The sequence below is a fragment of the Nonomuraea rosea genome (genome assembly GCF_039539705.1).
GTDB classification, from domain to species: Bacteria; Actinomycetota; Actinomycetes; order Streptosporangiales; family Streptosporangiaceae; genus Nonomuraea; species Nonomuraea rosea.
The window spans coordinates 1-23987 of record NZ_BAABDQ010000049.1; the positions used below are offsets into that span (position 1 = coordinate 1).

General features: G+C 72.1%; 22 protein-coding genes. 7 read left to right on the forward strand and 15 right to left on the reverse strand.

All coding sequences use genetic code 11. The features are described from left to right. Positions 1 to 100 precede the first annotated feature (100 nt). Positions 101 to 1771, reverse strand: coding sequence for a purple acid phosphatase family protein (locus ABEA43_RS57910; RefSeq protein WP_345576307.1), 1671 nt, complete (start codon positions 1769 to 1771; stop codon positions 101 to 103). Between the two features lie 217 nt (positions 1772 to 1988). Between ABEA43_RS57910 and ABEA43_RS57915 the strand changes: the two genes are divergently transcribed. After that, the gene (locus ABEA43_RS57915) at positions 1989 to 2450 is read left to right on the forward strand and encodes a hypothetical protein (RefSeq protein WP_345576309.1); all 462 of its coding nucleotides are present in this window, start codon (positions 1989 to 1991) and stop codon (positions 2448 to 2450) included. Position 2451: 1 nt separating this feature from the next. Here ABEA43_RS57915 and ABEA43_RS57920 read toward each other — a convergent pair whose 3' ends face one another. The 4 genes from ABEA43_RS57920 to ABEA43_RS57935 all read right to left on the reverse strand — a co-directional run bounded on the left by ABEA43_RS57920 (position 2452) and on the right by ABEA43_RS57935 (position 5596). Then, positions 2452 to 3279 (reverse strand): TIGR02452 family protein, encoded by an 828-nt coding sequence (locus ABEA43_RS57920; RefSeq protein WP_345576311.1) that lies wholly within the window; start codon positions 3277 to 3279, stop codon positions 2452 to 2454. A gap of 45 nt (positions 3280 to 3324) precedes the next feature. Further along, positions 3325 to 3567 (reverse strand): hypothetical protein, encoded by a 243-nt coding sequence (locus ABEA43_RS57925; protein ID WP_345576313.1) that lies wholly within the window; start codon positions 3565 to 3567, stop codon positions 3325 to 3327. Positions 3568 to 3767: 200 nt separating this feature from the next. Continuing rightward, positions 3768 to 4493, reverse strand: a complete 726-nt coding sequence (locus tag ABEA43_RS57930; RefSeq protein ID WP_345576315.1) for a response regulator — start codon at positions 4491 to 4493, stop codon at positions 3768 to 3770. After that, complete coding sequence (locus tag ABEA43_RS57935) at positions 4490 to 5596, reverse strand: sensor histidine kinase (RefSeq protein ID WP_345576317.1); 1107 nt, start codon at positions 5594 to 5596, stop codon at positions 4490 to 4492. Before ABEA43_RS57935 ends, ABEA43_RS57930 begins: the two co-directional genes overlap by 4 nt. 122 nt (positions 5597 to 5718) lie before the next feature. On the opposite strand from ABEA43_RS57935, the gene ABEA43_RS57940 reads away from it, so the two are divergent. The 3 genes from ABEA43_RS57940 (at position 5719) to ABEA43_RS57950 (ending at position 8159) form a co-directional block, all read left to right on the forward strand. After that, positions 5719 to 6405: an ABC transporter ATP-binding protein gene (locus ABEA43_RS57940; protein WP_345576319.1), complete on the forward strand. Its 687-nt coding sequence runs from the start codon at positions 5719 to 5721 to the stop codon at positions 6403 to 6405. Next, complete coding sequence (locus tag ABEA43_RS57945; protein ID WP_345576321.1) at positions 6402 to 7127, forward strand: ABC transporter permease; 726 nt, start codon at positions 6402 to 6404, stop codon at positions 7125 to 7127. Before ABEA43_RS57940 ends, ABEA43_RS57945 begins: the two co-directional genes overlap by 4 nt. A 225-nt stretch (positions 7128 to 7352) precedes the next feature. After that, positions 7353 to 8159, forward strand: coding sequence for a peptidoglycan recognition protein family protein (locus ABEA43_RS57950; RefSeq protein WP_345576323.1), 807 nt, complete (start codon positions 7353 to 7355; stop codon positions 8157 to 8159). Positions 8160 to 8188: 29 nt separating this feature from the next. Here ABEA43_RS57950 and ABEA43_RS57955 read toward each other — a convergent pair whose 3' ends face one another. The 6 genes from ABEA43_RS57955 to ABEA43_RS57980 all read right to left on the reverse strand — a co-directional run bounded on the left by ABEA43_RS57955 (position 8189) and on the right by ABEA43_RS57980 (position 15743). After that, on the reverse strand, positions 8189 to 10111 hold the full coding sequence (locus ABEA43_RS57955) for a S41 family peptidase (protein WP_345576325.1): 1923 nt from the start codon (positions 10109 to 10111) through the stop codon (positions 8189 to 8191). A gap of 113 nt (positions 10112 to 10224) precedes the next feature. Continuing rightward, entirely contained in the window at positions 10225 to 11136 is a 912-nt protein-coding gene (locus ABEA43_RS57960; protein WP_345576327.1) for a CHRD domain-containing protein, read from the reverse strand. Positions 11137 to 11264: 128 nt separating this feature from the next. Continuing rightward, positions 11265 to 12113 (reverse strand): LLM class flavin-dependent oxidoreductase, encoded by an 849-nt coding sequence (locus ABEA43_RS57965; protein WP_345576330.1) that lies wholly within the window; start codon positions 12111 to 12113, stop codon positions 11265 to 11267. Positions 12114 to 12581: 468 nt separating this feature from the next. Then, positions 12582 to 12809, reverse strand: coding sequence for a hypothetical protein (locus tag ABEA43_RS57970; protein WP_345576332.1), 228 nt, complete (start codon positions 12807 to 12809; stop codon positions 12582 to 12584). 714 nt (positions 12810 to 13523) lie between these two features. Next, the gene (locus tag ABEA43_RS57975) at positions 13524 to 14420 is read right to left on the reverse strand and encodes an RNA polymerase sigma-70 factor (protein WP_345576334.1); all 897 of its coding nucleotides are present in this window, start codon (positions 14418 to 14420) and stop codon (positions 13524 to 13526) included. A gap of 129 nt (positions 14421 to 14549) precedes the next feature. After that, positions 14550 to 15743, reverse strand: coding sequence for an NAD(P)/FAD-dependent oxidoreductase (locus ABEA43_RS57980; RefSeq protein ID WP_345576336.1), 1194 nt, complete (start codon positions 15741 to 15743; stop codon positions 14550 to 14552). A 253-nt stretch (positions 15744 to 15996) separates the two neighbouring features. On the opposite strand from ABEA43_RS57980, the gene ABEA43_RS57985 reads away from it, so the two are divergent. After that, positions 15997 to 16332 carry an SAM-dependent methyltransferase gene (locus tag ABEA43_RS57985; RefSeq protein WP_345576338.1) on the forward strand — a complete coding sequence of 112 codons (336 nt, stop codon included), beginning with the start codon at positions 15997 to 15999 and terminating at the stop codon, positions 16330 to 16332. A gap of 3 nt (positions 16333 to 16335) precedes the next feature. On the opposite strand, the gene ABEA43_RS57990 is transcribed toward ABEA43_RS57985, so the two are convergent. Then, positions 16336 to 17241: a helix-turn-helix domain-containing protein gene (locus tag ABEA43_RS57990; RefSeq protein WP_345576340.1), complete on the reverse strand. Its 906-nt coding sequence runs from the start codon at positions 17239 to 17241 to the stop codon at positions 16336 to 16338. Between the two features lie 406 nt (positions 17242 to 17647). Here ABEA43_RS57990 and ABEA43_RS57995 point away from each other — a divergent pair, with 406 nt between their 5' ends. After that, complete coding sequence (locus tag ABEA43_RS57995) at positions 17648 to 20095, forward strand: WD40 repeat domain-containing protein (RefSeq protein ID WP_345576342.1); 2448 nt, start codon at positions 17648 to 17650, stop codon at positions 20093 to 20095. Positions 20096 to 20411: 316 nt separating this feature from the next. Here the strand turns inward: ABEA43_RS57995 and ABEA43_RS58000 are convergent, their stop codons facing one another. Both ABEA43_RS58000 and ABEA43_RS58005 read right to left on the reverse strand, forming a co-directional pair. Further along, positions 20412 to 20945, reverse strand: coding sequence for a MarR family winged helix-turn-helix transcriptional regulator (locus tag ABEA43_RS58000; protein ID WP_345576344.1), 534 nt, complete (start codon positions 20943 to 20945; stop codon positions 20412 to 20414). Beyond that, the gene (locus ABEA43_RS58005; protein ID WP_345576345.1) at positions 20938 to 22200 is read right to left on the reverse strand and encodes an FAD-dependent oxidoreductase; all 1263 of its coding nucleotides are present in this window, start codon (positions 22198 to 22200) and stop codon (positions 20938 to 20940) included. Before ABEA43_RS58005 ends, ABEA43_RS58000 begins: the two co-directional genes overlap by 8 nt. A gap of 158 nt (positions 22201 to 22358) precedes the next feature. On the opposite strand from ABEA43_RS58005, the gene ABEA43_RS58010 reads away from it, so the two are divergent. Continuing rightward, positions 22359 to 22709 (forward strand): chorismate mutase, encoded by a 351-nt coding sequence (locus ABEA43_RS58010; RefSeq protein WP_345576347.1) that lies wholly within the window; start codon positions 22359 to 22361, stop codon positions 22707 to 22709. Here the strand turns inward: ABEA43_RS58010 and ABEA43_RS58015 are convergent. Then, on the reverse strand, positions 22706 to 23911 hold the full coding sequence (locus ABEA43_RS58015) for a cytochrome P450 family protein (protein WP_345576349.1): 1206 nt from the start codon (positions 23909 to 23911) through the stop codon (positions 22706 to 22708). The two genes, ABEA43_RS58010 and ABEA43_RS58015, sit on opposite strands and share 4 nt — an antisense overlap. Positions 23912 to 23987: the final 76 nt, after the last annotated feature.

Sequence of the window (23987 nt, forward strand, 5' to 3'; positions counted from 1 at the left end):
GTGGTCGGGGGGCGGGCGGGGAGGGGGAAGGTCACGAGGTGGCTCCTGGACGCGGCCCGGATGAGGCCGCGCGCACAGGCACGACCCCATCCGGGGTAGATCACTTGGTCACGGTGATGGCAGGGCTGGTGATCTTCTGGTGCTGGCTGTCCAGATGGACCACGTAGACGCCGCCCTTCTTCGCGAGGACCGGCACACGGACGGTCTCCTCGACCCGGCCCAGCTCATCGGCCTTCTCGTAGCCGATCAACGTGCCGTTCCCGCCGCCGCCACGCGCCGCGTCGTCCTGCTCGCGCCACCAGACGGCCACCCGCTCGCCCGGATCGTAGCCGTACGCCGAGACCTTGACCTGCTCCAGCCGCCGCACCGACGTCTTGTCGACGGTGACCTGCTCCCCGACCGTGTTCTCGGCGGTGCGGAGCTCGTTCACGGTCCGCTCGCCCTTGTCGTTCTTGCGGATGGTGAACCCGTCGTGGTGCTCGCCGTTGGCGTAGCGGGCCTCGAACGTGACGGTGTCCTTCGCCACGTCGATGAGCTGGTAGAGCTGCGTGTTCTCGCTGGTGCTGCGCACCTCGGCGCCGTTGCCCGTCCAGTTCTCGCCGCCGTTGAGCGCGTACATCTTGCCGCCGGAGACCGACACGACGTACGCGACGCCGTTGTGCACGGTCGCCGACTTGCGGGCCGCGACCTGGTTGCCGCGCCCGTACGAGTGGTCGTGTCCCTGGAGGACCAGGTCCACGCCGTACTTCTCGAAGAGCGGCGCCCACTGGGCCCGGACGTTCGGGTTGTTGCGGGTGCCGGTGGTGGAGTAGACGGGGTGGTGGAAGGTCACCACGGTCCACTTGTTCGGGTTGTCCTTCAGCAGACCTTCCAGCCAGGTGGTCTGCGCGGCCATCAGCGTGGCGTTGCTCTGGTGGTTGGTGTCCAGGCCGATGAACCGTACGCCCTGGTAGTCAAGGGTGTACGCGGTCTGCTTGAGCTCGGCGTTGCCGGGCCCGTTGTCCGGGTACGGGAACTGCGGCCGCCAGAAGGCGGACAGCCCGCCGCTGTACTCGTGGTTGCCCGGGATCGAGACGTTGTTGACCTGGCCGTCGATGAAGCCGCCGGCCTTGAACCACTGACCCCACTGCTCCTCACTGTTGGCGGAGTCGATGAGGTCGCCCGCGTTGACGATCGCCTTGGCCTGGGGCCGGTCGGCGAACGCCTGGCGGAACACGCGCGGCACCGCGGAGTCGAGGTAGTTCTGGGCGTCGCCGTAGTAGACGAACGAGAACGGCTCGAAGCCGGAGGCGGCCGTGGTGAAGTCGGTCCACGCGCTCCAGTTGGTGCCGTCGCCGACACGGTAGGTGTAGCGCGTGTTCGGCTTCAACCCGGTGAACTCGGCGGTGTGGTACGTCGAGGCGTACCCGAGCGTGGTGTTCACGGGGGTGCTCGCGATGGCCTTGACGCCGGTCACCGCGCCCGCGGCCGGGGCGACCTGGCCGAGCGCGCGCGGCGCCTCCAGGATCTCGGCCTGAGCGGTGTCCGCGGTCGCCTCGGCCCGCCACGACACCCGTTGGCTGGTGGCCGGCGTCGTGGTGGGGACGAGGATCACGCGGTCCGGGATGGGAGAGGGCTTGTGCACCTCAGCGGCGGGGTACACGGGCGGCGCCGCCGCGCCGACGGCCGCCGGGCCGAACGCGAAGCCGCCGATCAGCAGCACGCCGGCGCCGGCCACTGCGAGCTTCGCCTGCCGTGACCTGACCGGCCACGGCTTTCTGGGCTCATTCACTTCTGGTTCACTCCAGGAGAAGCGGACTCGTCCACCCGCGAGCGCGGGATGGACGCCAGCGCATTCACCCAGGCATCGCTGACGATCACCTGTCCCGGGGCTGTCCTGCGGATGAATTCATGATCGTCAATCTGGCGGCCACCAGGCGTTGGCCCGGCGTTTCCCCTGCCCCGTCTACGATCGGCCGCGGATCGCAGGTGAACGCGGAGGTGAACGAGTGGCGACGACCAGCCGCTGGGGGCTGCTGCCCGCCGTGGCCGCGCTCGGCACGCTGTTCGTGGTGCCGCCCGCGCAGCCCGTGGTCAAGACGGAGACCTTCATCACCGCCGAGACGACCGGGATCCTGCTGATCGAGGGCGGCGAGTGCTTCAGCGACCCGGAGTACTCGCCGGGGGCGGGCGAGCGGATCGTGCTCTACACGCCGTGCGCCGGCGGCGCGGACAACCAGTCGTACGGCTTCACCCACGCCCCGGACGGCCCGTACGACCGGGCGGCCCTGTCGGCGTTCGCCTGGAAGAGCTGCGGCGAGCGCTTCGCCGGGCTGTGGGGCGGCGGCGGGGACGGCCTGGAGCACTACCCGGTCATGCCGACCGCGGAGACCTGGGCCGACGGCGACCGGGACGTGATGTGCGTCGTCTACCGACCCACCGGCCGCCTCGCCGCCTCGGCCCTGCCCTGAGTCATCCGGCCACAGCACCGAAGCGATCGGCGAACGCGGCCCGGTTGACCGAGTCGGCCGAACGGTCCCAGACCGCGAAGACGACACGCTCGAACGCTCCGGAGAACGACGCGGTGAGATGCGCGTGGAACGCGTCGGCCACCTCACCGGGGTCGTTGCGGAACACCCCGCAGCCCCACGCCCCCAGCACCAGGTGACGGACGCCGTGGTGCGCGGCGACGGCCAGCACGCGTTCCGCGCGCTCGTGGAGCACGCGCCGGATCTCCTCCCGCGCGCCCGGGTCGCGGCGCAGCGCCTGCCCGGCGTTGGGCGCGGGACAGGTCAGGAACGAGACGAGGTACGGCTCCGCCAGCAGCCGGCCGTCGTCGCCGCGGTGGACCGGGACGCCGGGGGCCCAGATGACATAGTGGCTGTAGAGCAGGTCGGAGGAGGCGCGGTGGGCGGCGTAGTAGTCGGGCGCCCGCAGCAGGCAGGGATACAGCAGGGCGCTGCGGCAGAGGTCCTCCTCCTGGGCCTTGGCGCCGCCGGTGTAGCCGCCTCCGGGGTTGCGGGCGGAGGCGAAGTTGAGCACGGCGATTCCCTCGGCCCCCTCCAGGTGCAGCCGCCGTGCGGCCTGCATGCTGCCTTCCGCGGTCACCTCGAAAACGGTCCGGTGACCGGCCGGGGCGGGGACGGCGACGGGCTCGTCCGGCGGATGGCTCCTGGTGCCGGAGATCGCCGCCGCCAGCGCCGGGCCGACGGCGACAAGGGTGCCGTCCTCGGCCGTGTACGCCCCGTCGGCGGCGATCTGCGTGTTGACGTCCGCGATGTGCCGCAATCGTGTGCTCACGTGTCCGCATCGTAGGCCGTCATCGTCACTCCGTACGAACGGGTTTCAGGCCGCCGTGTCGCAGTACGGCCCCGGCGGCAGCCCGTCGCCGTAGAACGTCAGGCAGAACACGTCGCCGGAGACCAGCACCGCGCTCGGCTGGTAGGTGCCCTGCAAGGAGGCGGCCTCGGTGAAGACGGTCATGCTCCCGGAGGTGGGCTCCCCGTTGATCGTGGCGCTCGCCGACAGCGTGGGCGGCGGCGGCTTGATGGTGAAGACGAACTGGCCGTGGTCGAGCCCCCCGCACACCGGGGTCTCCGGGGCGCAGACCGGCACCGCCGCCTGGGCGGGCGGCCCCGCGGCGAGCAGGGCGAGGGGCGCTAACAGCCCGAGGGCGGTCCGGGCGATCGGCTTGACGTCGATGACGCACTCCCGTGGGTTCGCAAGTGACTCACGGGTTGTCCGTGGGTCATGGAGACAGTAACCCGATCAAGAGGCCGCGTCACCTGTCAGCGACCCGCGTTCCGCTCAGAGCCGGGGGCGGAGGCAGGGGTGGAGGCAGGGGTGGAGGCAGGGGTGGAGGCAGGAGCGGACGCGGGGGCCAGGCCGTGGCGGAAGGCGTACGTCACCGCCTGCGCCCGGTCGCGCACCCCCGCCTTGGCGAACAGGTTGTTGATGTGGCTCTTCACCGTCGCCTCCGAGATGTGCAACCGCCCGGCGATCTCGGCGTTCGAGCGGCCGTCGGCGATCAGGCCGAGCACCTCGACCTCACGCCGGGTCAGCCCGTCCGGCGGCCCATCGGTGGATGGGGCGCTCCCGGCCATGGCCTCGGCCAGCCGCCGCTGCACCTGCGGCGCGAAGTCGGCCTGCCCGCCGGCCACCACGCAGACGGCCCTGGCCAGGGATTCGGCGTCGGTGTCCTTCGTGAGATAGCCCCGGGCGCCGGCCCGCAGCGCGGCGAACACCGACTCGTCGTCGGAGTACGTCGACAACACCACGACCTCGGTCTTCGGGTGCCCGGCGCGGATCCGCCTGGTCGCCTCCACGCCGTCCAGCTTCGGCATCCGCAGGTCCATCAGCACCACGTCCGGCTCCAGCGCGGCCACCAGCGCGACCGCCGCCTCCCCGTCGGCCGCCGTGCCCACGACCTGGATGCCGGGCAGCAGTTCGAGCAGGAGCACGAGCCCCTCCCTGACCACCGTCTGGTCGTCCACGACCAGCACGCGCACGCTCACGCCGGCACCCGCAGCACCACGGCGAACCCCTTCGTCCCGGCCCCCGCCTTGAGCGATCCGCCGATGAGCTCGGCCCGCTCCCTCATCCCGACCAGCCCGTAGCCACCGCCGCCTGCCGTCTGGGCGGCGCCCCCGTAGCCGCCGTCGTCCTGCACTTCCAGCTCGCACCACTCCCCCACCCGCCGCAGCGTCAGCGTGACCGACGCGCCGGGCGCGTGCTTGCGTACGTTCGTCAGCGCCTCCTGCGCCGTGCGGGCGAGCGCCAGCCGCGCCTCGGCGGCCGGCGCGCCCAGCTCCGCCGCAACCGACAGGGCGCACCCCGCGCCCGTGGCCGCGCGGAACTCCGACGCCAGCCGCTCCAGCCGCTCGCGCAGCGGCAGGTCCTCGCCGCGCAGGGCGTCGAGCGCCCGGCGCGTCTCCTCCAGGCCCGTCCTGGCCAGCCCGACGGCCCGCTCCACCCGGTCCAGCGCCGCCGCCACGTCACCGGTGCCCTTCAGCAGCATCCGCGCCCCCTCCAGGTAGACGATCTGCGCCGACTGGGAGTGCGCGAGGATGTCGTGGACCTCGCGGGCCAGCCGCGCCCGCTCCGACAGCACCGCCTCGCGCGCCCGCGCCTCGGCGAGCTCCGCCGCCTGCCGCTTCGTCGAGGACAGATACGCGACGAGGAACGCGAACACCGACGTGTAGGCCACCCCCGCCGTCAGCCCGAACGTGGTGCCCAGATCCAGCCCCACCGCGTACGACACGAGTGGCAGCGCCACGACGCAGAGCGTGGTGATCGCCATCGTGACGCGCGGCCGGCACCGGAACGGCGCCGCGTACACCACCACGAAACAGGAGGACAGCCCGGTGTACGGCTCGATGGCGTGCAGGGCGAGCCCGCCGCACAGCCCGAGCAGCAGCAGCCAGGCGGCCCGCCCGGGCCTCCGCTCGGCCAGGCCCCCCAGGCAGCCGCCGAGGGCGGCCACCGCGGCCAGCAGCCCGAGCGCGATCTGCCCGGCCCCCGAACGGGTGACGACGACGATGATCGGCCCGTAGGCGAGATAGGCCACCAGCAAGGCGATCAGCGTGCCGCGAACCGGCCCGCGGCGGAAGAAGGCCACCCGCACACGGTATGCCACCACATGCGAACCACCCATCCCCCCGTGGGTGGAGCACGGGTGGAACTCTGGGCTCAACCCGTGCTCCCATGCGCGGACGGCCGCCGCTCCCGCACGCTCTAGCCATGACAGCAATCAGCGTCAGTCACGTGAGCAAGTCGTTCGGCAGGGTGCGCGCGGTCGACGACCTGTCGTTCGACGTCCCCGCCGGCGCCGTCACCGCCTTCCTCGGCCCGAACGGCGCCGGGAAGACCACGACCCTGCGCATGATCCTCGGGCTGGTCGCGCCCACGTCGGGCGAGACGGCGGTCGCGGGCGTGCCCTACCGCGACCTCGACCGGCCGCTCGAACACGTCGGCGCGGTCCTGGAGGCCACGGCCTTCCATCCGGGGCTCAGCGCGTACCAGCATCTGGAGGCGATGCGCGTCGCCGCGGGCCTGGGCTCCGAGCGCGTCGGGCAGGTGCTGGCGGACGTCGATCTCGGCACGGCCGCGCACCGGCGGATCGGCGGGTTCTCGCTCGGCATGCGCCAGCGGCTCGCCCTGGCCACCGCCCTGCTGGGGCGGCCGCACACGCTCGTCCTGGACGAGCCGGCCAACGGCCTCGATCCGACCGGGATGCGGTGGCTGCGCGGGTTCCTGCGCGGCTACGCCCTCGACGGCAACTCCGTGCTGGTCTCCACCCACGTGCTGACCGAGATCCAGCAGATCGCCGACCACGTCGTCATCATCTCCGGGGGGCGGCTGCGGTGGAGCGGGCCCTTCGACGGCGACCGTGCCCTGGAGGAGCTCTACCTGGAGGTGGCAGGATGAACCGGCTCATCCGCGGCGAGCTGATCAAGGCCCGGTCCAGCCGGGCGACCTGGGCGCTGGCCGCCGTCGCACCGGCGTTCTGCGTGCTGTGGGTGGTGCTGCAGGCGCTGCTGCCGGCCCCTTCCGACGCCCTCCGCCTGGCCGGCGTCTACAACATGGCGCAGCAGGCCTACCTGTTCACGCTGATCATCGGCATCCTGGGGATGACGGGCGAGTACCGCCATCAGACGATCACCTGGGCCTTCCTCCTCACGCCGCGCAGGGGCGCCGTGATGACCGCGAAGCTGGCCGCGTACGGGCTGGTCGGGCTGGCCGTGGCCGCCGTGTCGGCGCTGGTGACGCTCGTCGCCGGAGTCGTGGCGCTGAGCCTGGCCGGGCATGCCGCGCTGAGCCCGGACGTGCCGGTGATCCTCCTGGGCGCCATGCTCAGCACCGCGATCTACGCGCCCATGGGCGTCGCGCTGGCCGTGCTGGTCAGGAACCAGGTGGCGGCCGTCATCCTGGCCGTCCTGCTGTTCACCTACGGTGACTCGGCCCTGGCCTGGCTGATCCCGGACGTCTTCGCCTGGCTGCCCAGCGGCGCCGCCAGAGCGCTCGGAGGCATGCGGGCGGAGGGCGGCGCGCTGCTGCCCGCCTGGGGCGGCGCACTGCTCTTCACCGGGTACGTGGCCGCCATCGCGCTGGTGGCCCGGCTCGTCACCCTGCGGCGGGACGTCACCTGAGATCCGGCCGGTCAATCTGCGGATTCTCGTGATCGCGCACGGGTAGGGCATGCTAAATATCTTCAAGCCCCCGCTCATGCCATCACGATGAATGCCGAAGCCACCGAAATCCGCCTCCGACAAGGGATTCGCGCGCTCGGCCTTGATCGCGCAAAGCAATGGCGTGACTACTTTTCGTCAATCGAAGGTTGTGAGACTAGTCGAAACGCCTATCGGAGGTGCCCGATGCCTTACTTGACCAAGCTCGCCGACGTCGCCCGCCGCACCGGCCACCCCGTGACAGAAGTCGCGGGGTGGCAGTCCCGCGGTCACGGCCCGCAGCCCGAGGTGCAGGGAATCGTCTGTCACCACACGGCGGGGCCGCCGGGCGGCGGCGACTACCCCTCGCTCGCGGTCGTGCGCGACGGCCGGCCGGGGCTCGACGGGCCGCTGTCACAGTTCGGGCTGGGCAGATCGGGCCGGATCTACGTCGTGGCCGCCGGCCGCTGCTGGCACAACGCCCCCTCGACCTCGTCGCTGCACGACAACTCCAGCTCGCTCGGCATCGAGGCCGAGAACAACGGCAGCCAGCCCTGGCCCGAGATCCAGCTCGACGCCTACCGCAAGCTGTGCGCGGAGCTCTGCCGCGAGTTCGGCCTGCCCGCCTCGCGCGTCAAGGCGCACCGCGAGGTCAACACCGCCAAGCCCGACCCCCACTCGATCAACATGAACGACTTCAGGGCGGCCGTCGCCGCCCTGATCACGGGCGGTCCCGGGCCGTCCTGGACGGAGGAGATCGTGAAGGACCTGCCGATGATCCGCCTCGGTGACGACAACTACGACGTCAAGACCGTCAGAGGCTGCCTGTTCGCGCGCGGTCACGTGCCGCCGGCCGCCTACGCGGGCACCACGGCCGGTCTGGAGGAGTGGCTGAAGTCCACGAGCTGCGACCCCGGCCTCATCGAGCTCGTCCGCGGGTTCCAGCGGGCCGAGGGCATCAGTGAGGACGGGGTCGTCGGGCCGGGCACCTGGCCGTCGCTCCTGCGCGTCTAGCCGCGGCGGGCGGCGGCTGGCCCCTGGCCTCAGGGCAGCAGGGTCCTGGCCGCCGCCAGCCGGCCCTCGTGGAAGCCCTCCACGCGGATCACCTGGGCGTCGGCGAGCCCGGGGACGGGCAGCGTGAGATCTTCCCGCGTCAGGTCCGCCGTCAGCCGCGGCCGGCCGTCCAGATAGACGTCGGCCCGGTCGAGGAGGCTCGTGCGCAGCGTCAGCTCCAGCTCGCCGGCCGCGCCGCCGAGTTCCACGTCCAGGCGGCGCACCGGCAGCCCGGAGAGCAGCCGCCCGGCGCGCTGGAGCAGGTCCGCGTTGTCCTGGAGCAGGTCGGCGCGGGTCATGCGGTGGCGGTGGTCCGGCACCACGCCGAGGTCCTCGACGGGCGTGCCCGCGAGGTCCCGCACGCGTACGGTGCGCCGGATCGCCACCCGCATGCTCGCCTCCCCCGGCAGCGGCAGGTAGGGGCTGCCCGCGGCCGGCTCGGGCAGCTCCAGGAGGAGCTTGAGCAGGTCGTGGGTCCACACGTTGGCGCCGCCCGCGCCGGTGTTGTCGTCCACCCCGATGACGGGCCCGATCTTGTGGTCCTGGAACCCGGCGGCGAAGATGTCCGTCGCCGAATAGCAGCGCGCGTCGGTGATGAGCGCGACCGGGCCGTGATAGCGCTGGCCGATGGCGTTGGCCCCGTCGGCCGGGGTGATCGGGAAGCCGCCCGAGTAGACGGCGCCGGTCTCCAGCGCCTGCTGCATCGAGCGGCACCAGGGGCCGAGGTCGATCTGGCCGGTCGGGTTCTGCTCGTGCTGGGCGCAGATCCGGCCGTTCAGCGGCGTCGTGATGAACTGCGCGGGCTCGGGGGTGATGACGTTCGGCGTGAGCGTCTGCAGCAGGAACTCGCTGGCGAAGATGTGCCCGCCGCCGTTGCCGCGCACGTCCAGGATGAGCCCGTTCTGCGGCAGGAGCCCGGCGAGCCGGACGAACTCGGCCACGAACCCGTCGGGGTCGTTGACGTTGAAGGTGAACACGCGCAGGTGGCCGAACGTGCCCGACGCCGTCACCACGCTCCTGGCCCGGAACATGCCCGGCATGGACGTCGGGACCTCCGCGCCCGGCGCGGCGGGCTCGGTCGTCAGGCCCGGCACGTCCGCCGTCTCCTGCGCCGTGATCGCCTGCGGCACGTAGAGCATCTTGATCGCCCGGCCGATCTCGTCCGTGCCCAGGTCGAGCCCCTGCGCCACGGCGGCGATGCTGACCTCGTCGGCGTTGACGAAGGGCGGCAGGTTGCCGGTGATGCGCCACTTCTCGCGCAGCTCCTGCGTGATCCCGTGGGCGTCGGCGTAGGTGAGGACGATCCACTCCTCGTCGGGCGGCACGTGGATGCGCAGCGGCCTGATGGTCAGCGCCTGCAGCCCGCGCGAGTGACTCGCGGCCGGGTTGCTGCCCGCAAAGCGGGCCGCGCTGATGTCCACCGCCCGGTCGATCGGGATCCCGTTCCAGTGGGTCACCTCTGCCCCGGTCCCGAACGGCGGCGCGGAGTAGCCCTCCACGACCTTGGTCACCAGGTAGTGGCGCTCGTCGCCGTCGTAGTACTCCTCGATCTGGAACGGCAGGTAGGCGATCTTTCCGGAGAACGGCAGCGGCAGCAGGTAGTTGGTGTGCAGGTCGCGTACCGAATGGAAGATCGCCGACAGCTCCGCGTGGAAGCGCCATTCCGGGTCCATCGTCGTGTCGGTCTGCCGGGTGAGCCGCAGGCCCAGCAGCCGCAGCCGCTGAACGGGGCTCACCGCGTGCATCGCGACCTTCAGCGGCAGGTGCACGTAGTTCTGCTCGATGAGCACCAGCGCCTGCTGGACCAGTGTCCGCCGGTCCGCGAGCGTCAGCGTGCCCGCCGTACGCAGGAAGTCCTGGAGCTCAACCGCATCGGCGAGTCGTTTCGCCATCCACCCTGATTGCTCGGTCATCTCTGCAACGTGGCACGCCGCGGGCGGGCGCGCGTCCGTGACCGACCTAGGAGTTTCCCTAGGACGCGCGAACCCCCCGCCCGGAACGTTCCGGGCGGGGGGTTCGCCGGCGGTTACCAGGCGCCCTTGTGCAGCTGGCCGCGCACCGCGCCGCCGGGGAACTCACCGGTGTGCAGGTTGGTGTACCAGCCCTTCGGGTTGTTCTTGATGCCCTTGGCGACCTTGGGGGCGGCGGTGCCGGTGCCGGCGACGCCGTTGATCCCGGCGGGCAGCCCGCTCTTGGCGGCGAAGAAGTCCACCACGACCGGGCCGTTCTTGCCCTTCACGCCACGGTGGACGTGGCCGTTGGTCGGCGCGGCGATGCCTCTCCACGCGGTGGCGAAGTGCACGCGGGTGCCCTGCACCCACACGAGCCACGCGGCGCGGCCGTCCTTGTCGCCGACCTTCGTACCCGGCGCGGGGACCTCCTGCCGGCCGTCGGCCACCGCGGTGAGCGTGGTGCCCGCGCCGTGCGCCAGCACCTCCTCCAGCGCCACCGGGCGGATGCGGTGCAGCTGCGCGCGTACGGCTCCGCCGGGGAACTCGCCGGTGTGCAGGTTGGCGTACCAGCCCTTGGGGTTGTTCTTGATCCGGGCGAGCAGCCCGGCGTCCTTGACGGCGACGCTGCCCTTGACGGCGCTGAGCCCCGCGGGCAGTGCCGCCCCGAAGAACGGGATCTTGACGTCGCCGTTCTTGCCGGCCTTGCCCTGGTGGATGTGGAACGCGGTCGGCGCGGCCACCTTCTGCCAGCGGATGGCGTAGTCGACCTGCCGGCCATGGATCCGGAACACCGCGACGGCGCTGCCGTTCCCGTCACCGGCTTTCGCACCGGGGGCGGGCACTTCGTTCTCGCCCAGCAGCGTGGCGGCCAGATAGACGGTGCCGCCGGACTCCGCGGCCGCCTGCGCCCCGGCCGGGGCGAGGGAGGCGGCGATCAGTCCGGCGGCGATCGCGAGGCCGGGGACGGTGAGGATGCGCTTGGTCATGACGGAACCCTTCAGTTGCCTCGAAGGTGAGGCGGACAGCGGTTGGATGCCCGGTTGTACGGGGCGGCCCATCCGCTGGGTTCAATCACTGAGTGTGCACAATTACGTACTCCCCGGCCTTGGGGTGATCAGGCGACGAGGTCGGCGAGGCGGTCCACCTGGCCGGCGTCGCGGCCGTAGCAGTAGAGCATCACCTCGTCCGCGCCCAGGTCGGCGAAGCGGGCGATCGTGTCCTTGATCTCCCCCGCGCCGGTGAGCAGCCCGTCGGCCATGAAACGGGGCTGCCCGGTGAACGCGTAGTAGTCGCCGATGGCGGTCCTGGCCTCGTCGGCGACCTCGTCCGGGCCGAGCGCCACGTTGACCTGGGCGACGATGCGGGGTGAGCCGGCGCGGCCGTGCTCGGCCCAGAGCGTGCGCACGGTGTCGAAGAGCCCGCCGGCCCAGCTCGGCGCGGCGGCGGCCAGGAACCCGTCGCCCCAGCGGGCCACGCGGTCGAGTGCCGGGCGCTTGAAGCCGCCGAACAGCAGCTCGGGGCCGCCGGGGCGGGCGGGGGCGGGGCCGATGGGACCGGCCTCGCCGCTGAGCGGCGCGCCGGACCACAGGCGGCGCAGCACGGGCAGCTGCTCGTCGAGGCGGCGGCCCCGGGTACGCAGGTCCGTGCCGGCGGCGGCGTGGTCGTCGAGCCGCCCGCCGACGCCGACTCCCAGCACCAGGCGGCCGCCGGACATGCGGTCGAGCGTGGCGGTCTGCTTGGCCAGCAGCGCGGTCTCGCGGAGCGGGGCGAGCAGCACCTCGGTCTGGAGGCGTACGCGGGTGGTGGCGCCGGCGAGCACGGCGAGGGCCACGAGCGGTTCGGGGTTGTCGTAGACGAGCCGGTCCAGCAGGCCGAGCGTGCTGAAGGGACCGGCGTCGGCGCGACGGGCCCAGTCGATCAGGACTGCGGGGTCGGCGATGGGCAGGCCGAGGCCAACGTTCATGGGAAACTTCCTCCGGGCAGGGGCGTACAACAGGTGCCGCCCCTCCATCACCTCGTCATCGCGAGGCGGGGACTCCCATGCTGCGGCTTCGGTCCAGGGAGTGCCGGTTCAGAGTGCTCCCACCTTACCGGTCTTGGGTCGATGCCGAGGCCAATGGTCAAGAGATCGGGCCACCGGCGCACCCGGCCGACCGTAGCCGGATCGCGACGGTGACGACACGGTGCCGCCCTTCAGCTGCCCGTACACCGTCGGCAAACATGTGAACGGAATTTCCGCGGGCGCCCGCCGGCGACCGGCCCCAAGTCACCACTCGCCATGACTCAAAGTGCGAGTGGTGACTTGGCAAGGAAGCCATTTCGACTGCGCGCGGTTCCCGCACCGATCAGACTTCAGGGCTCACCGTGATACACGATGAACAATGGTGATGGCTCAGTGCCCAGGACCCTTGCGGTTGAGACTACTGACCGCTCAGGACGCCGCCCAGAAGTACCAGCCCTGGTCATCGAAGCAGGGATGGGTCTGTGTCCCACCTGCCTGCACACCGTTCCTCCAGTATTCGCAAATTCCCTTGGTGGAGTAGGGGCCGTACCAGTGACCCGCCGTTTCCTTGGCCTGTGCGGGACTGACGGAGAGCAGTAGAGCCGCGAGGCCGCCGATCGCGGTAATGGCAATGGTTCCGGTGACGTTTCGCTTCATTTCTCCGCTTTCTTTTCGTCGCCATACGGCCGACCGCCAATTCGGTTTCACGCGATTGCAGGCAGACGTATGTCCGGAGGTGCCGACAATTGTCGGCACCCGTGTGTCATTCACGCTAATGTCCATGAAGGCTCGGCACCAGGTAAATCAGCAGGACATTCACCGGGCATTTCGCCACCGCCTGGTGGTGCGCACCCCCCGCGAGATCCGCACCGCGGCCGGTGCGATCGAGGTCAAAGCTCTGCGGTCAACGACAAGCGCATCGACGGGCGAGCCGGCGGTTCTCCGCGGCGATCCTGCCGGCCTGGGTGCGTGTGGCGGCAGCCCGCGAGCTGTCCGAGGAGCCGGGCGCCGGCGTCCCGGTGCGTTTCATGGTCACGTTCCTGTGCCGGGAGGGGGTCAGCCCTGTCTGGTCCGGGGTGCACGAGGCCATGATCACTGAGCCCGAACTGCGGGAGGTCGTTGATCGATGGCCTTTCGTTCCCGGTGGGCAAGAGGCATTGCGCCGATATCTGGCATTCGGGAACGAGGGCGGGCCGTCTGCGGTCGCTGCCGGATTCGCGAGCGAGGCTGCGGTGGTGTCCAAGCCTGTCCTGACGGCACCGAGGCGTGCGGGTCGGCCGACCGTGGGCGCCTTCCGTTCGGGGGGAAGTCGGCAGGGGTCATTGCGGAGCTCCTCGGTGGGGTGAGTCCACCCTCTCCGCTGGGGAGCGGTCAGCGGGACGTGAGGGCCGTTTCGGACTCGACGCGGGTGAGTTTTTCGGGGTTGCGGACGTAGTAGAGGCCGGTGACGCGGGCGTCTTCCACGCGGAAGGCCAGCACGCCGTCGATCACGCCGTCCAGGCGCAGGATGAGCCCGGGGTTGCCGTTGACCATCGTGGGCTCACTGGTGAAGGTGCCGCCGGCCTTGTCGAGACTGCCGGCCATGTAACGGAGCACCTTGCCGGCGCCGGCGACCGGCCGCGGGGCCGCCAGCTTGAGGCCGCCGCCGTCGCTGACGAAGACGACGTCCGGAGCGAGTACGTCGAGCAGCCCCTGCAGGTCTCCGGTCATGAGCGCGGTCTGGAACGAATGCAGCGCCGCCCGGGCTTCGTCCGGGGAAGCCGGTGTACGCGGCCGGCGGGCGTCGACGTGCCGGCGGGCGCGGTAGGCGAGCTGGCGTGCGGCGGCGGGGCTCCTGCCGATCGCGGCCGCGATGTCGTCGTAGCCGATGTCGAAGACCTCGCGCAGCACGAAGACGGCGCGTTCGGTGGGTGAGAGGGTTTCGAGGATGAACATGAGTGCCAGCGACAGGTTCTCGGACAGTTCGACGTCCTCGGCCACGTCCGGCGCGGTGAGCAGGGGCTCGGGCAGCCAGGGGCCGACGTAAGCCTCCTTGCGCCGTTTGAGGGTGCGCAGCCGGTTGAGTGCCTGCCGGGTCGTGATCCGCACCAGGTAGGCGCGCTGGTCCTGCACCTGCGCCAGGTCGATCTTGACCCACCGCAGCCAGGCCTCCTGGAGGACGTCCTCGGCGTCCGCCGCCGATCCGAGCATCTCGTAGGCGACGGTGAACAGCAGGTCGCGGTGGGCGACGAAGGCCTCGGTCGCGGGGCCGGTGACGCGGTCGTTCATGTCGTACGTTTCACTCTCTCGCGATCGGCCCCACATGCCGGAAGCAGGCCGTGGAGATGTACCCGGTGCGACGGGGTTGCCGACGGCAGCCTGCCTACGGATCAGGCCAAGAAGGAGGGGACCTGGCAGCTAGCGCGTGCTGGGCGGCGTCGTGCGGTGGTGCGGCTGAGGGGGTTCCAGGCGGGCGGTGCCGTCTCCGTGGGATGCGCGGGCACTCGCCTTGCGTGCCCCGGACGCCAGCTGGTCGAGGGGGAACCGGCAGGCGAACTCCTTGACCCTGGCGCCGAGCCGTCCGCTGAGGTGGAGCGCGTTCACCCTGTCGTCCAGGTAGGAGAACTGGGTGACGCCCTCGTTGCGACCGAGACTGACGCACTGCCCGGCGAACAGCAGCCGGACGGGAGCGGGTGTTCTCCCCGCGATCCGGCGCAGGATCGTGGCCGCGGCCCCCGCGCCCAGTTGCACGGCGGCCTGGCAGCTCATCCGAAAGGGCCGGTCCTTCATCGCCGCCGCGTCCCCGGCGGCGACGATGCGCACGTCGTCCACACTGGTCAGCGTCGCGTCGGTGAGCAGGCGGCCTTCGGTGTCGGTGCGCAGCCCGCTACGGGCGGCCAAGTCCGGGACACGAAATCCCGCCGTCCAGATCGTCACCGCGCTGGGCAGCTCGCGGCCGTCGCCGAGCCGTACGGTGTCGCGTGTCACTGCCGTCACCCGCGCGCGGGGACCTTCGAGGACGGTCACACCCAGCTCGGCGAGCCGGCGGGCGACCGGGTGGCGGCCCCGGGCATGCAGGTAGGGGCCGAGCACGCTGCCGCACACCAGGGTGACCTGGCGGCCCAGCTCCGCCAGCTCGGCGGCGGTCTCGATGCCGGTCGGGCCGGCTCCGACCACGGTCACCGCAGCCGTCGCGGGCGTCGCGGCCAGCGCCGACCGCAGCCGTCGCGCCCCCTCGAGGTCCGACACCGAATGAGCGAACTCCGCCGCTCCGGGCACGCCGGGATCGGCGGCGCCACTGCCCACCGCGTAGATGAGGTAGTCGTAGGCGAGCGTGCCGCCGCCCGCCAGCGACACCCGGCGCTCGGCGGCGTCGATCCGGGTCGCGGCGTCGACCACCAGCCGGACGTTCCCGCCCAGAACCTCCCCGAAGCCCTCGACCGCGTCATCGGAGCCGGTCGCGAGCTGGTGCAGGCGAATCCGCTCGACGAAGTCGGGACGTCGATTGACCAGGGTCACCGACACGCCCTCGCGCCGGGCCAGGCGATTGGCCGCCATCACGCCCCCGTACCCGCCGCCGACCACGACCACCTCGACGTTTCCGTGCATCATGTCTCCCTTGTGCTGTGGACTCGGCATTGAGACACCAGCCGCGCATCCGGCGTAACGGGCCGCGGATGAGACGTAGCGCACATCGGACGCGGCGGGAACGCCATCTGCCCGCCGGCCGCACGATCGGTGCTGTCCGCCGGCGTCGCGCTGAGCACCGTGGCGTTCCCCCTGGCCGCCTCGGCTCCGAGGGCGCATTCGACTTCTGCGTGCCAGGGTCGGAATCTTCGCCCAGCCGGACGGCGGCTCCGCGCTCGTGCTGCTGGGCGTGACGGGCACGGTGTTCGACGACGATCAGGCGCACGCGCTGGTGCGGCACCTGATGGACCGGCTGCCGCCGGGAAGCTTCCTGGTGTTCGAGGACGGCACGAACACCGTCAAGCCCGACGCCGCCGATGCCGAGCGGCTCCGGGACGAGGGCGAGGTGTACTCGTGCCGGCTGCGGACGCCGGCGGAGATCACGCGGTTGTTCGACGGGCTGGAGCTGGTGGACCCGGGTGTCGTGCCGGTCTCCCGGTGGCGGCTGGAGTCGGCGGTGTTCGGGGTGCCGGACGAGGTGGACGCGTTCTGCGGGGTCGCGCGCAAGCCGTGACGGTCAGAGCGCGTCGATGGCCTGGCGCAGGATCGCGGGGGTCGCCGCCGCGGGCTCGGCGCAGACGCCGAGCTCGTCCATCAGCTGCTGGTACGGCAGCACGTCCGACGTCTTCGTGACGTAGGCGGCGCCGGTGAGCTGTTCGAGGTAGACGACGTCGGGCAGCTCGGACTGGGCGAAGCGCAGGATCGTGACGGGGCCGGCGCCGCCGATCGTGCTCCCCGACTCGAACGGGACCACCTGCACGGTGATGTGGGCCGCCGCGGCCATCCGGTCGAGGTGCTCCAGCTGGGCGCGCATGATCTCGCGGCTGCCGACGCGGCGGTGGAGCACGGCCTCGTCGAGCACGGCCCAGAGTTTGCGTGAGGCGGGCGGCGCGAGGATCTGCTGGCGGCGCATGCGTACGTCGAGGCGGCGCTCCTGCTGCGCGACCGGATCGCCTTTGCGGCCCTGGGCGATGACGGCGCGGGCGTAGTCCTCGGTCTGGAGCAGGCTGGGAACGAGGTGGATCTCGTGGGTGCGGATGAGGGCCGCGTCCTGCTCAAGGCCTAGATAGGCCTCGAACCAGTCGGGCACGGCGTCGCGGTAGTCCTGCCACCAGGTGGGGGCGTTGGCCTGCGCGGCCAGGGCGAGCACGGCCTGGCGCTCGGCCTCGTCGGCGACGCCGTACAGGGTGAGGAGGTCGGCGACGTCGCGCGGCTTGAAGCTGGTGCGCCCGCCCTCCATCCGGCCGATCTTGGAGTGTGAGCCGCGGATGGCGTATCCGGCGTCTTCGCGGCTGATCCCGCGGGCTTCGCGCAGGCGGCGCAGCTGCGCGCCGACCAGGAGCCGCAGGGCGGTCGGCCCGGACTGAACGGCATCGCTGCCGGAGGTTTCGGCCAGGTCGCCCCTACCGTGAGCAGTCGGCATCTATGTTCCTTGATCGGCAATTTTCGCGGTCCGGCCGTAAAACCATATTGCCACTCCGGCTTACTCCGAGGTCACTTTTTCCGGGGCGAGGCAAAACGCATAGCCATTCACATGGGTGCGATGGATTCACTGGTGCCGCTCTGGTCACATGCGGCCGGGCGTTGCGGGTCGGCATTTATGGGCCATTGTCCGGTTCGCGATCTCTCGTGCAATACGGAGCAGGCTGCACACCGCAACGGAACGTGATCGTCGCCCGGGGGAAACTGGACGACCGTGGCGGAAGCGGCTTGTGAGCACCGTTGTGGCGCGTACCCTGTGACCTTGATCAATCACTCTGAGTGACGAAGTGCGGTGCTTGATGGGCGATGAGTTCGGGGCGGGCCTGCCGCGCCGGAGGTGGCGTGGTGTGCTCCGGCAGTGGTGGGGCGGGCTGCGGCGGCGGGGGCTTGTTGCGGCGTTGTCCGTGCTGGTCGTGATCGCCACGGCGGGGGCCGGCGCGGCGTGGTGGCGGAGCGAGCAGGCGAGCGCCGCCCGCGTGACCGCGCTCGCGCAGCGCGCCGCCGGCGAGGTGGGCGAGCTGCGGGCGACGAACCCGGCGCTGGCCATGCAGGTGGCGGTGGCCGCGCATCGCCTGGCCGACACCCCCCGTACGCGCAGCGCGGTGCTCGGCTCGGCTCCCCCGTACGTCACGTACCTGCGCTCGTCCGGCGACCGGGTGCGCATGATCGCCTACAGCCCGGACGACGCGGTGCTGGCCACCGGCTCCGACGACGGCGTGATCCAGCTCTGGGACGCCACCGATCCCCGCCGCCGAACGCCCCTGAGCGACCTGCCCCGCACCGGCGCCCCGGTCACCGCGCTCGCCTTCCGCCCGCCCGGCGGGGACCGGGTCCTGCTCGCCGCCACGGGGCGCGGGACCGAGCTGTGGAACGTCGTGAACGCCGCCCGCCCCCGCCGCATGGCGGTGCTGCCCGGCGCGGCGACGGCGGCGTTCGCGCCGGACGGCCGCGCCCTGCTCGCGGCCGACGCCGACGGGACCATCCGGCGCTGGAGCATCGCCGGCAAGCCCGTCCAGCTGGGCGCGGTGCCCGCCGCCGCCCCGGTGACCGGCCTCGCCGTCGGCGGCGGCACGGTGGTCACGGGCCACACCGACGGCGCCGTACGCCTATGGGACGCCGACCACCTCACCGGCTCCCCCAGCCACACCACCACCAGCACCACGCACGCCGCCCACACCGGCCACCACACCGGCTCCCCGGGCCGCAGCACCACCGACACTGTCGGCTCCGGCCAACGCGCCGACTCCCCAGGTCGCACCATCACCGATGCTGTCCGCTCCTCCGGCCGTCCCGCCGGCGTCGCCGGGCACCAGGCAGCTCCCGGCCACACAGCCGCCGGTCGGCGGCCCGCATCGCCCGTCCGCTATGCCGGTCCTGCCGGCCATCACGGCAGCTCACCCGGCCGTCGTGGGTCACCCGCCGACCAGCGTGGCGCTCCCGCTGACACCGTCGCGACCGGGCTCGGTGGTGGTCCCGCGGCGGTCGCGGTCAGTCCCGACGGGCGTTCGGTGGCTTATGCGGGTGAGGACGGGGGCGCCTGGCTCTGCCGGGTGGGCGGCTCGCGGCGCTGCGGCACGCCCGGCCGGTACGGGAGGCCGGACGAGGTCGTTCGCGGCCTGGCGTTCAGCCCGGACGGCAGCAGGCTGGCCACCGGCGGGGATGACAGGACGGTCCGGCTGTGGGACGTGGGCACGCGTGCGGAGATCGCCGCGTTCCGGCACCCCGGCGGCATCTTCAGCCTCGCGTTCGCCTCGGACGGTCAGGCGCTGGCGGCCGGGTCCGCGGCCGGCGGCTTCCATCAGTGGCACCGCCCGATCCACGACCGGGACCTGACGGCCGGGCTGGCGCTGAGCCCCGATCGCAGCCTGCTGGCCACTACGGGGGCGCGCGGCGGCCAGCTCTGGGACGTACGCGATCCGTGGCGCAGGCTCCTCCTCGCCCGCTGGACCGCGCCGCCGGCCTCCCGCCTGGCCATGAGCGGCGACGCGCGCCGTCTGGCCACCGTTCAGGACGGGAACGCCGTCACCGTGTGGGACATCGCCGACCGGTCCAGGCCCGCCCTGCACGCCAGGCTGCCGAAGCGCGGCCTGGTCAGCGCCGCGCTCAGCCGCGATGGCGCGACGCTGGCCACCGGCGACAGGAGCGGCGAGCTGCTCCTGTGGGACGTCGCCCAGCCCGGCGTTCCCCGCCGTCTGGCCGGCCGGGGCGGGTTCCGCGACGTCAACGCCGTCGACTTCAGCCCCGACGGCCGGCTGCTGGCCAGCGGTGACACCGAGGGAGGCGTGTGGCTGTGGGACGTGCGCGGCGGCGCGCTCCAGGAGGTCGCCCACCATGAGGAGCACGACGAGGCGGTGGCCACCGTGCGGTTCAGCCCGAAGGGGGATGTGCTCCTCAGTGGCGGCCACGACTGGGCCGCCCGTGTCTGGGACCTCGCCGACCCGCGTCGCGCGCCGCGCCCGGCGATCCTGCCCGGGCACGACGAGACCGTGGGGTACGCCGACTTCAGCCCGGACGGCACGACCGTGGCCACGACGGACGCCGGGCGGACCACCCGCCTCTGGGACCTGCGCGGCAACCGCTGGATCGCCGAGCTGTCCCACGCCGACCTGCGTACCGTCCTGTTCGCCGCCGACAACCGCACCCTCATCTCGGCCGCCGGGCACGACGTCCGCCTGTGGGACACGCGCCCCGGCACGGTGGCGGCGCGGATCTGCCAGGTGGCCGGCGCGCTGATCACCGTGGCCGAGTGGCGGCGGTACTTCGACGATCTCCCCTACCGGCCACCCTGCCGCTGACGCGCCCTGTCCGCGGGTCGCTCCCCGGGGCCGGCCCTCCGCGGGTCTCCCTCCCGAAGCGGCCACAGCGGATTACTCTCCGGGACGGCCCTCAACGGGCTGCCCCGCCGGGTGGCCCTCAGCGGATTGCCCTCCGGGACGCCCCCAACGGGTTGCCCAACGTGACGGCCCCCAACGGGCTGCCTTCTGGAACGTCCCTCGGGCGGGTTGCCCTCCGGGACGGCACTCAGCGGATTACCCTCCGGGGCGGCACTCAGCGGGGTGCTCCCCGGAGGGCGGCACACCGAAAGGGCTTCTCTGGAGGGCGCCGCACGGGTCAGGACAGGGTGGCGCGGACGATGCGGAGCAGCCGGGTCAGTTCGGCGGCCTCGGCCGCGGACAGGCCCATGGCCTCGGGGGCGTTGAACGTCACCACCGCCGGCTGCGCGCGGCTCAGGAGCTCGCGGCCGGTCGCGGTGATGCGCAGGCCCGCGCGGCGTCCCCGCCCGCCGGGGCTGTCGCGCTCCACGAGGCCCCGGTCGAGGAGCGAGGCGACCAGCTCGCCCATGCTCTGAGGCCTGACCATGATCACGCGGGCGAGCTCGGCCTGGCTGAGATCGTCGCCGTCGGCGAGCGTGGCCAGAACGCCGAACTGCGTCGGGGTCAGCCCGACGGAGGCGAAGACCGCGGTGAAGTCACGGGCGACGACGTGGGACGTCTGGATCAACTCCCACAACGGCAGATCCGGCTCACCGTCGGCCCAAGCATCCCGGTCCGGGTCATGCTCCGTCCCAGGGTCCCGCCCCCGTTCGCGCTCGGCCCACCGGTCTCGTTCGCCGGCGGCGTTCCGGAAGAGGCCCTGGTCAGGCAACGCGGGCTCCGGTGATGCCGCGCCCGAGGCGGGTAGCCGCGGCGAGGGCCGGGAGTGTGACCCGGGCGACGCGCGTCCCGACCGGGCCGTTGAGCCGGTTCACCCAGGTCAGCGGCTGGAGCGACGCGCGCACCGCATCGGCCGCGTACGTCGCCATCCGGACCTGGTAGCGGTGCACCGCCATCGGGATCGTGGACTCCCCCGCCCGTACCCTGGCCAGCTCGTCCGCCAGGACGTCGGCGTCGCGGATGGCGGTGGCGGCGGCCATGCCGCCGGTGGGCGGCATCGCGTGCACCGCGTCGCCGAGCGCCGTGACGACCCCCGCCGGCCACGGCGTGAGGTCGGCGGCCGGGTCGGCGGCGTGGAAGCGGAAGTGGGCGACGGTCGCGGGATCGCCGGCGCGTACGAGCGCCCGCACGTGCCCCGACCACCCCTCGGTCAGGGCCTCCGTGACCCGGATCAGCCCCGCGCCGTCGAGGTCGCGCGGCCTGTCCGGGTAGGCCCGGTCCGGCGCCAGCAACCCCCAGATGAACGTCGGCGGCTCCACCACGGCCGGCACCTCCGTGCAGGTGGCGGGATCGACCACGGTCCCGGCGGCCGGATCGTGGACGGCGATGAACATCCCGATCCCGCCCGGCCCGAACGCCAGCGCCGGCCCCTGCGCCAGCAGGGACGGGACGAGGGCGCGCGTGCGCGCGTCCAGCGGCGTGCGGCCGGCGATCCCGCTCACCCCCGCGGGCGCGGACGTCGGGCGCCCGGCCAGCGCCGCCGCGACCCGCGACCCCACGCCGTCCGCGCCGACCAGCAGGTCGCCCCGGTCCGTGCGGCCGTCGGCGAAGTGCGCGGTGACCGTGCCGTCGGGGTGCGTCTCATGTCCGGTGAACTCGGCGCCGAAGCGCAGCGCGTCGCCCAGCCCGTACGCGAGCAGCCGCCGCAGCGGTATCCGCCCGACCATCAGGCTCTCCGTCCCCGGATCCCGCGGCTCGGCGAAGAGCAGCCGCATCCGGTGATCGGCGATCGCGAACCTGCGGAACGCGCCCCTGCCCGCCGAGCTGCCCAGCAGCGCCTGGTAGTGCGCGGGCGCGAGCCGGCGGCGCAGGACCGCGCACGCCCGGTCGTCGAGATGGAGCCGGTAGCCGCCGGTGGCCTCCACGGCCGGGTCGCGGTCGTAGACCGCCACCTCGGCCCCGTCGCGCCGCAGCGCCTGGGCCAGGGTCAGGCCGCCCATGCCCGCTCCGATGATCAGTGCCTTCACGATGGACTCACCCCTTAATCAGGTACCTGCTTCTCAAGAAGAAGGTACCTGATACTCAGCAGGCTGTCGATGATCCAAAGTGGATGTCCGACTTGATATGCGGTGGTAGGGTTTGCCGGTCTAAGACCGTGTCATTTGCACAAGTGGGGAACGTGCTCATGGATCAACCCCTCGCACGGGCCGAACCCCAGGCGGACGCGGAGGAGCACGTCCGCCAGGAGTTGCAGCGGCTTCGCGCCAGCATCGACAATCTTGACGCCGCCCTCGTCCACCTGCTCGCGGAGCGGTTCAAGTGCACGCAGGAGGTCGGTCGGCTGAAGGCGGAATATCAGCTTCCGCCCGCCGATCCCGAGCGCGAGGCCCGGCAGATCAGCCGCCTGCGCAGGCTCGCGGAGGAGTCGAAGCTCGATCCGGTGTTCGCCGAGCGGTTCCTGATCTTCATCATCGCCGAGGTCGTACGGCATCACGAGCTCATCGCCAGCAGCAGGTCCGAGGCGAACGGCGGTTAGCGCAAGGAGCTCCGTACGGGCAGGCTGGTCAGCCCGTGCATGAGCAGGCCGGGACGCCATGCCAGCCGGTCCTCGGGGACGGCGAGCCGCAGATCGGGGAAGCGCCGCAGCAGGTGGCCGAAGGCGATCACGCCCTCGGTCCTGGCCAGCGGCGCGCCGAGGCAGTAATGGACGCCGTGACCGAACGCCACGTGCTGGCCGGGCGCCCTGGTGACGTCGAAACGATCGGGGTCCGCGAACTGCGCCGCGTCCCGGTTGGCGGACAGGAAGGCCACCAGGACCAGCTGGCCCTCGGGGATCTCCGTCCCCCCGATCGTGACGGGCTCCGTGGTGAACCGGAGCGTGGACGTGCTGACGGGCCCGTCGAAACGCAGGAACTCCTCGACCGCCCCGGGCAGCCCTGACGGATCCGCGCGGAGCGCGGCGAGCTGATCGGGGTGGCGCAGCAGCGCGAGCATGCCGTTGCAGATCAGGTGCACGGTCGTCTCGTGCCCGGCGACCACGAGCAGGAACGCGGTGTCGACCAGCTCGCGGCGGCTGAGCACGCCGGTCTCGTCCTGGGCCTGCACCATGGCGCTGAGCAGGTCGTCCTTGGGGTCCGCGCGCCTCGACTCGCACAGCTCGTCCAGATAGCCGGTGAACGCGGTCGCCGCCTCGACGACGTCGCCGGGGTCCAGCGCCGCGCCCTCGATGGTGGTGTTCGACCAGGCGATCAGCCGCGGCCAGTCGCCCTCCGGGATGCCGAGCAGCTCGCCGATCACCATGGCGGGCAGCGGCACCGCGTAGTCGTGCAGGAGGTCGAACTCCGTGCCGGCGCGGTCGAGGAGGCCGGCGCTGATCTGCTCGATGCGCGGGCGCAGCGCCTGGATGCGCCCTGCGGTGAACACCTTGCCCACCAGGCGGCGCAGCCGTACGTGGTCGGGCGGGTCGACGTAGAGCATGTTGTGCGGCACCACGGCCGCGAGGCCGCTGCTGTCGCCGCCCTCCAGCTCGTTCGCCTTGAGCAGGTGGGGGTTGTTCGTGAAGTCCTTGCTGAGGCGGGGGTCGGTGCACGCCGCCCGGACGTCCTCGTAGCGGCTCACCACCCAGGCCTGTACGCCCTGCGGCGTGGCGGTGCGGTATACGGGCTGTTCCGAGCGGAGTCGCGCGAAGACCGCGTGCGGGTCGCGCAGATAGTCCTGATCGAACATCGTCTCGATCATCGTCACGCCTTTCCCGTCATAAATGGCAGGACTTTTACCATATTGACGGGCTGGGCGAAGAGGAACACCTGTCCGG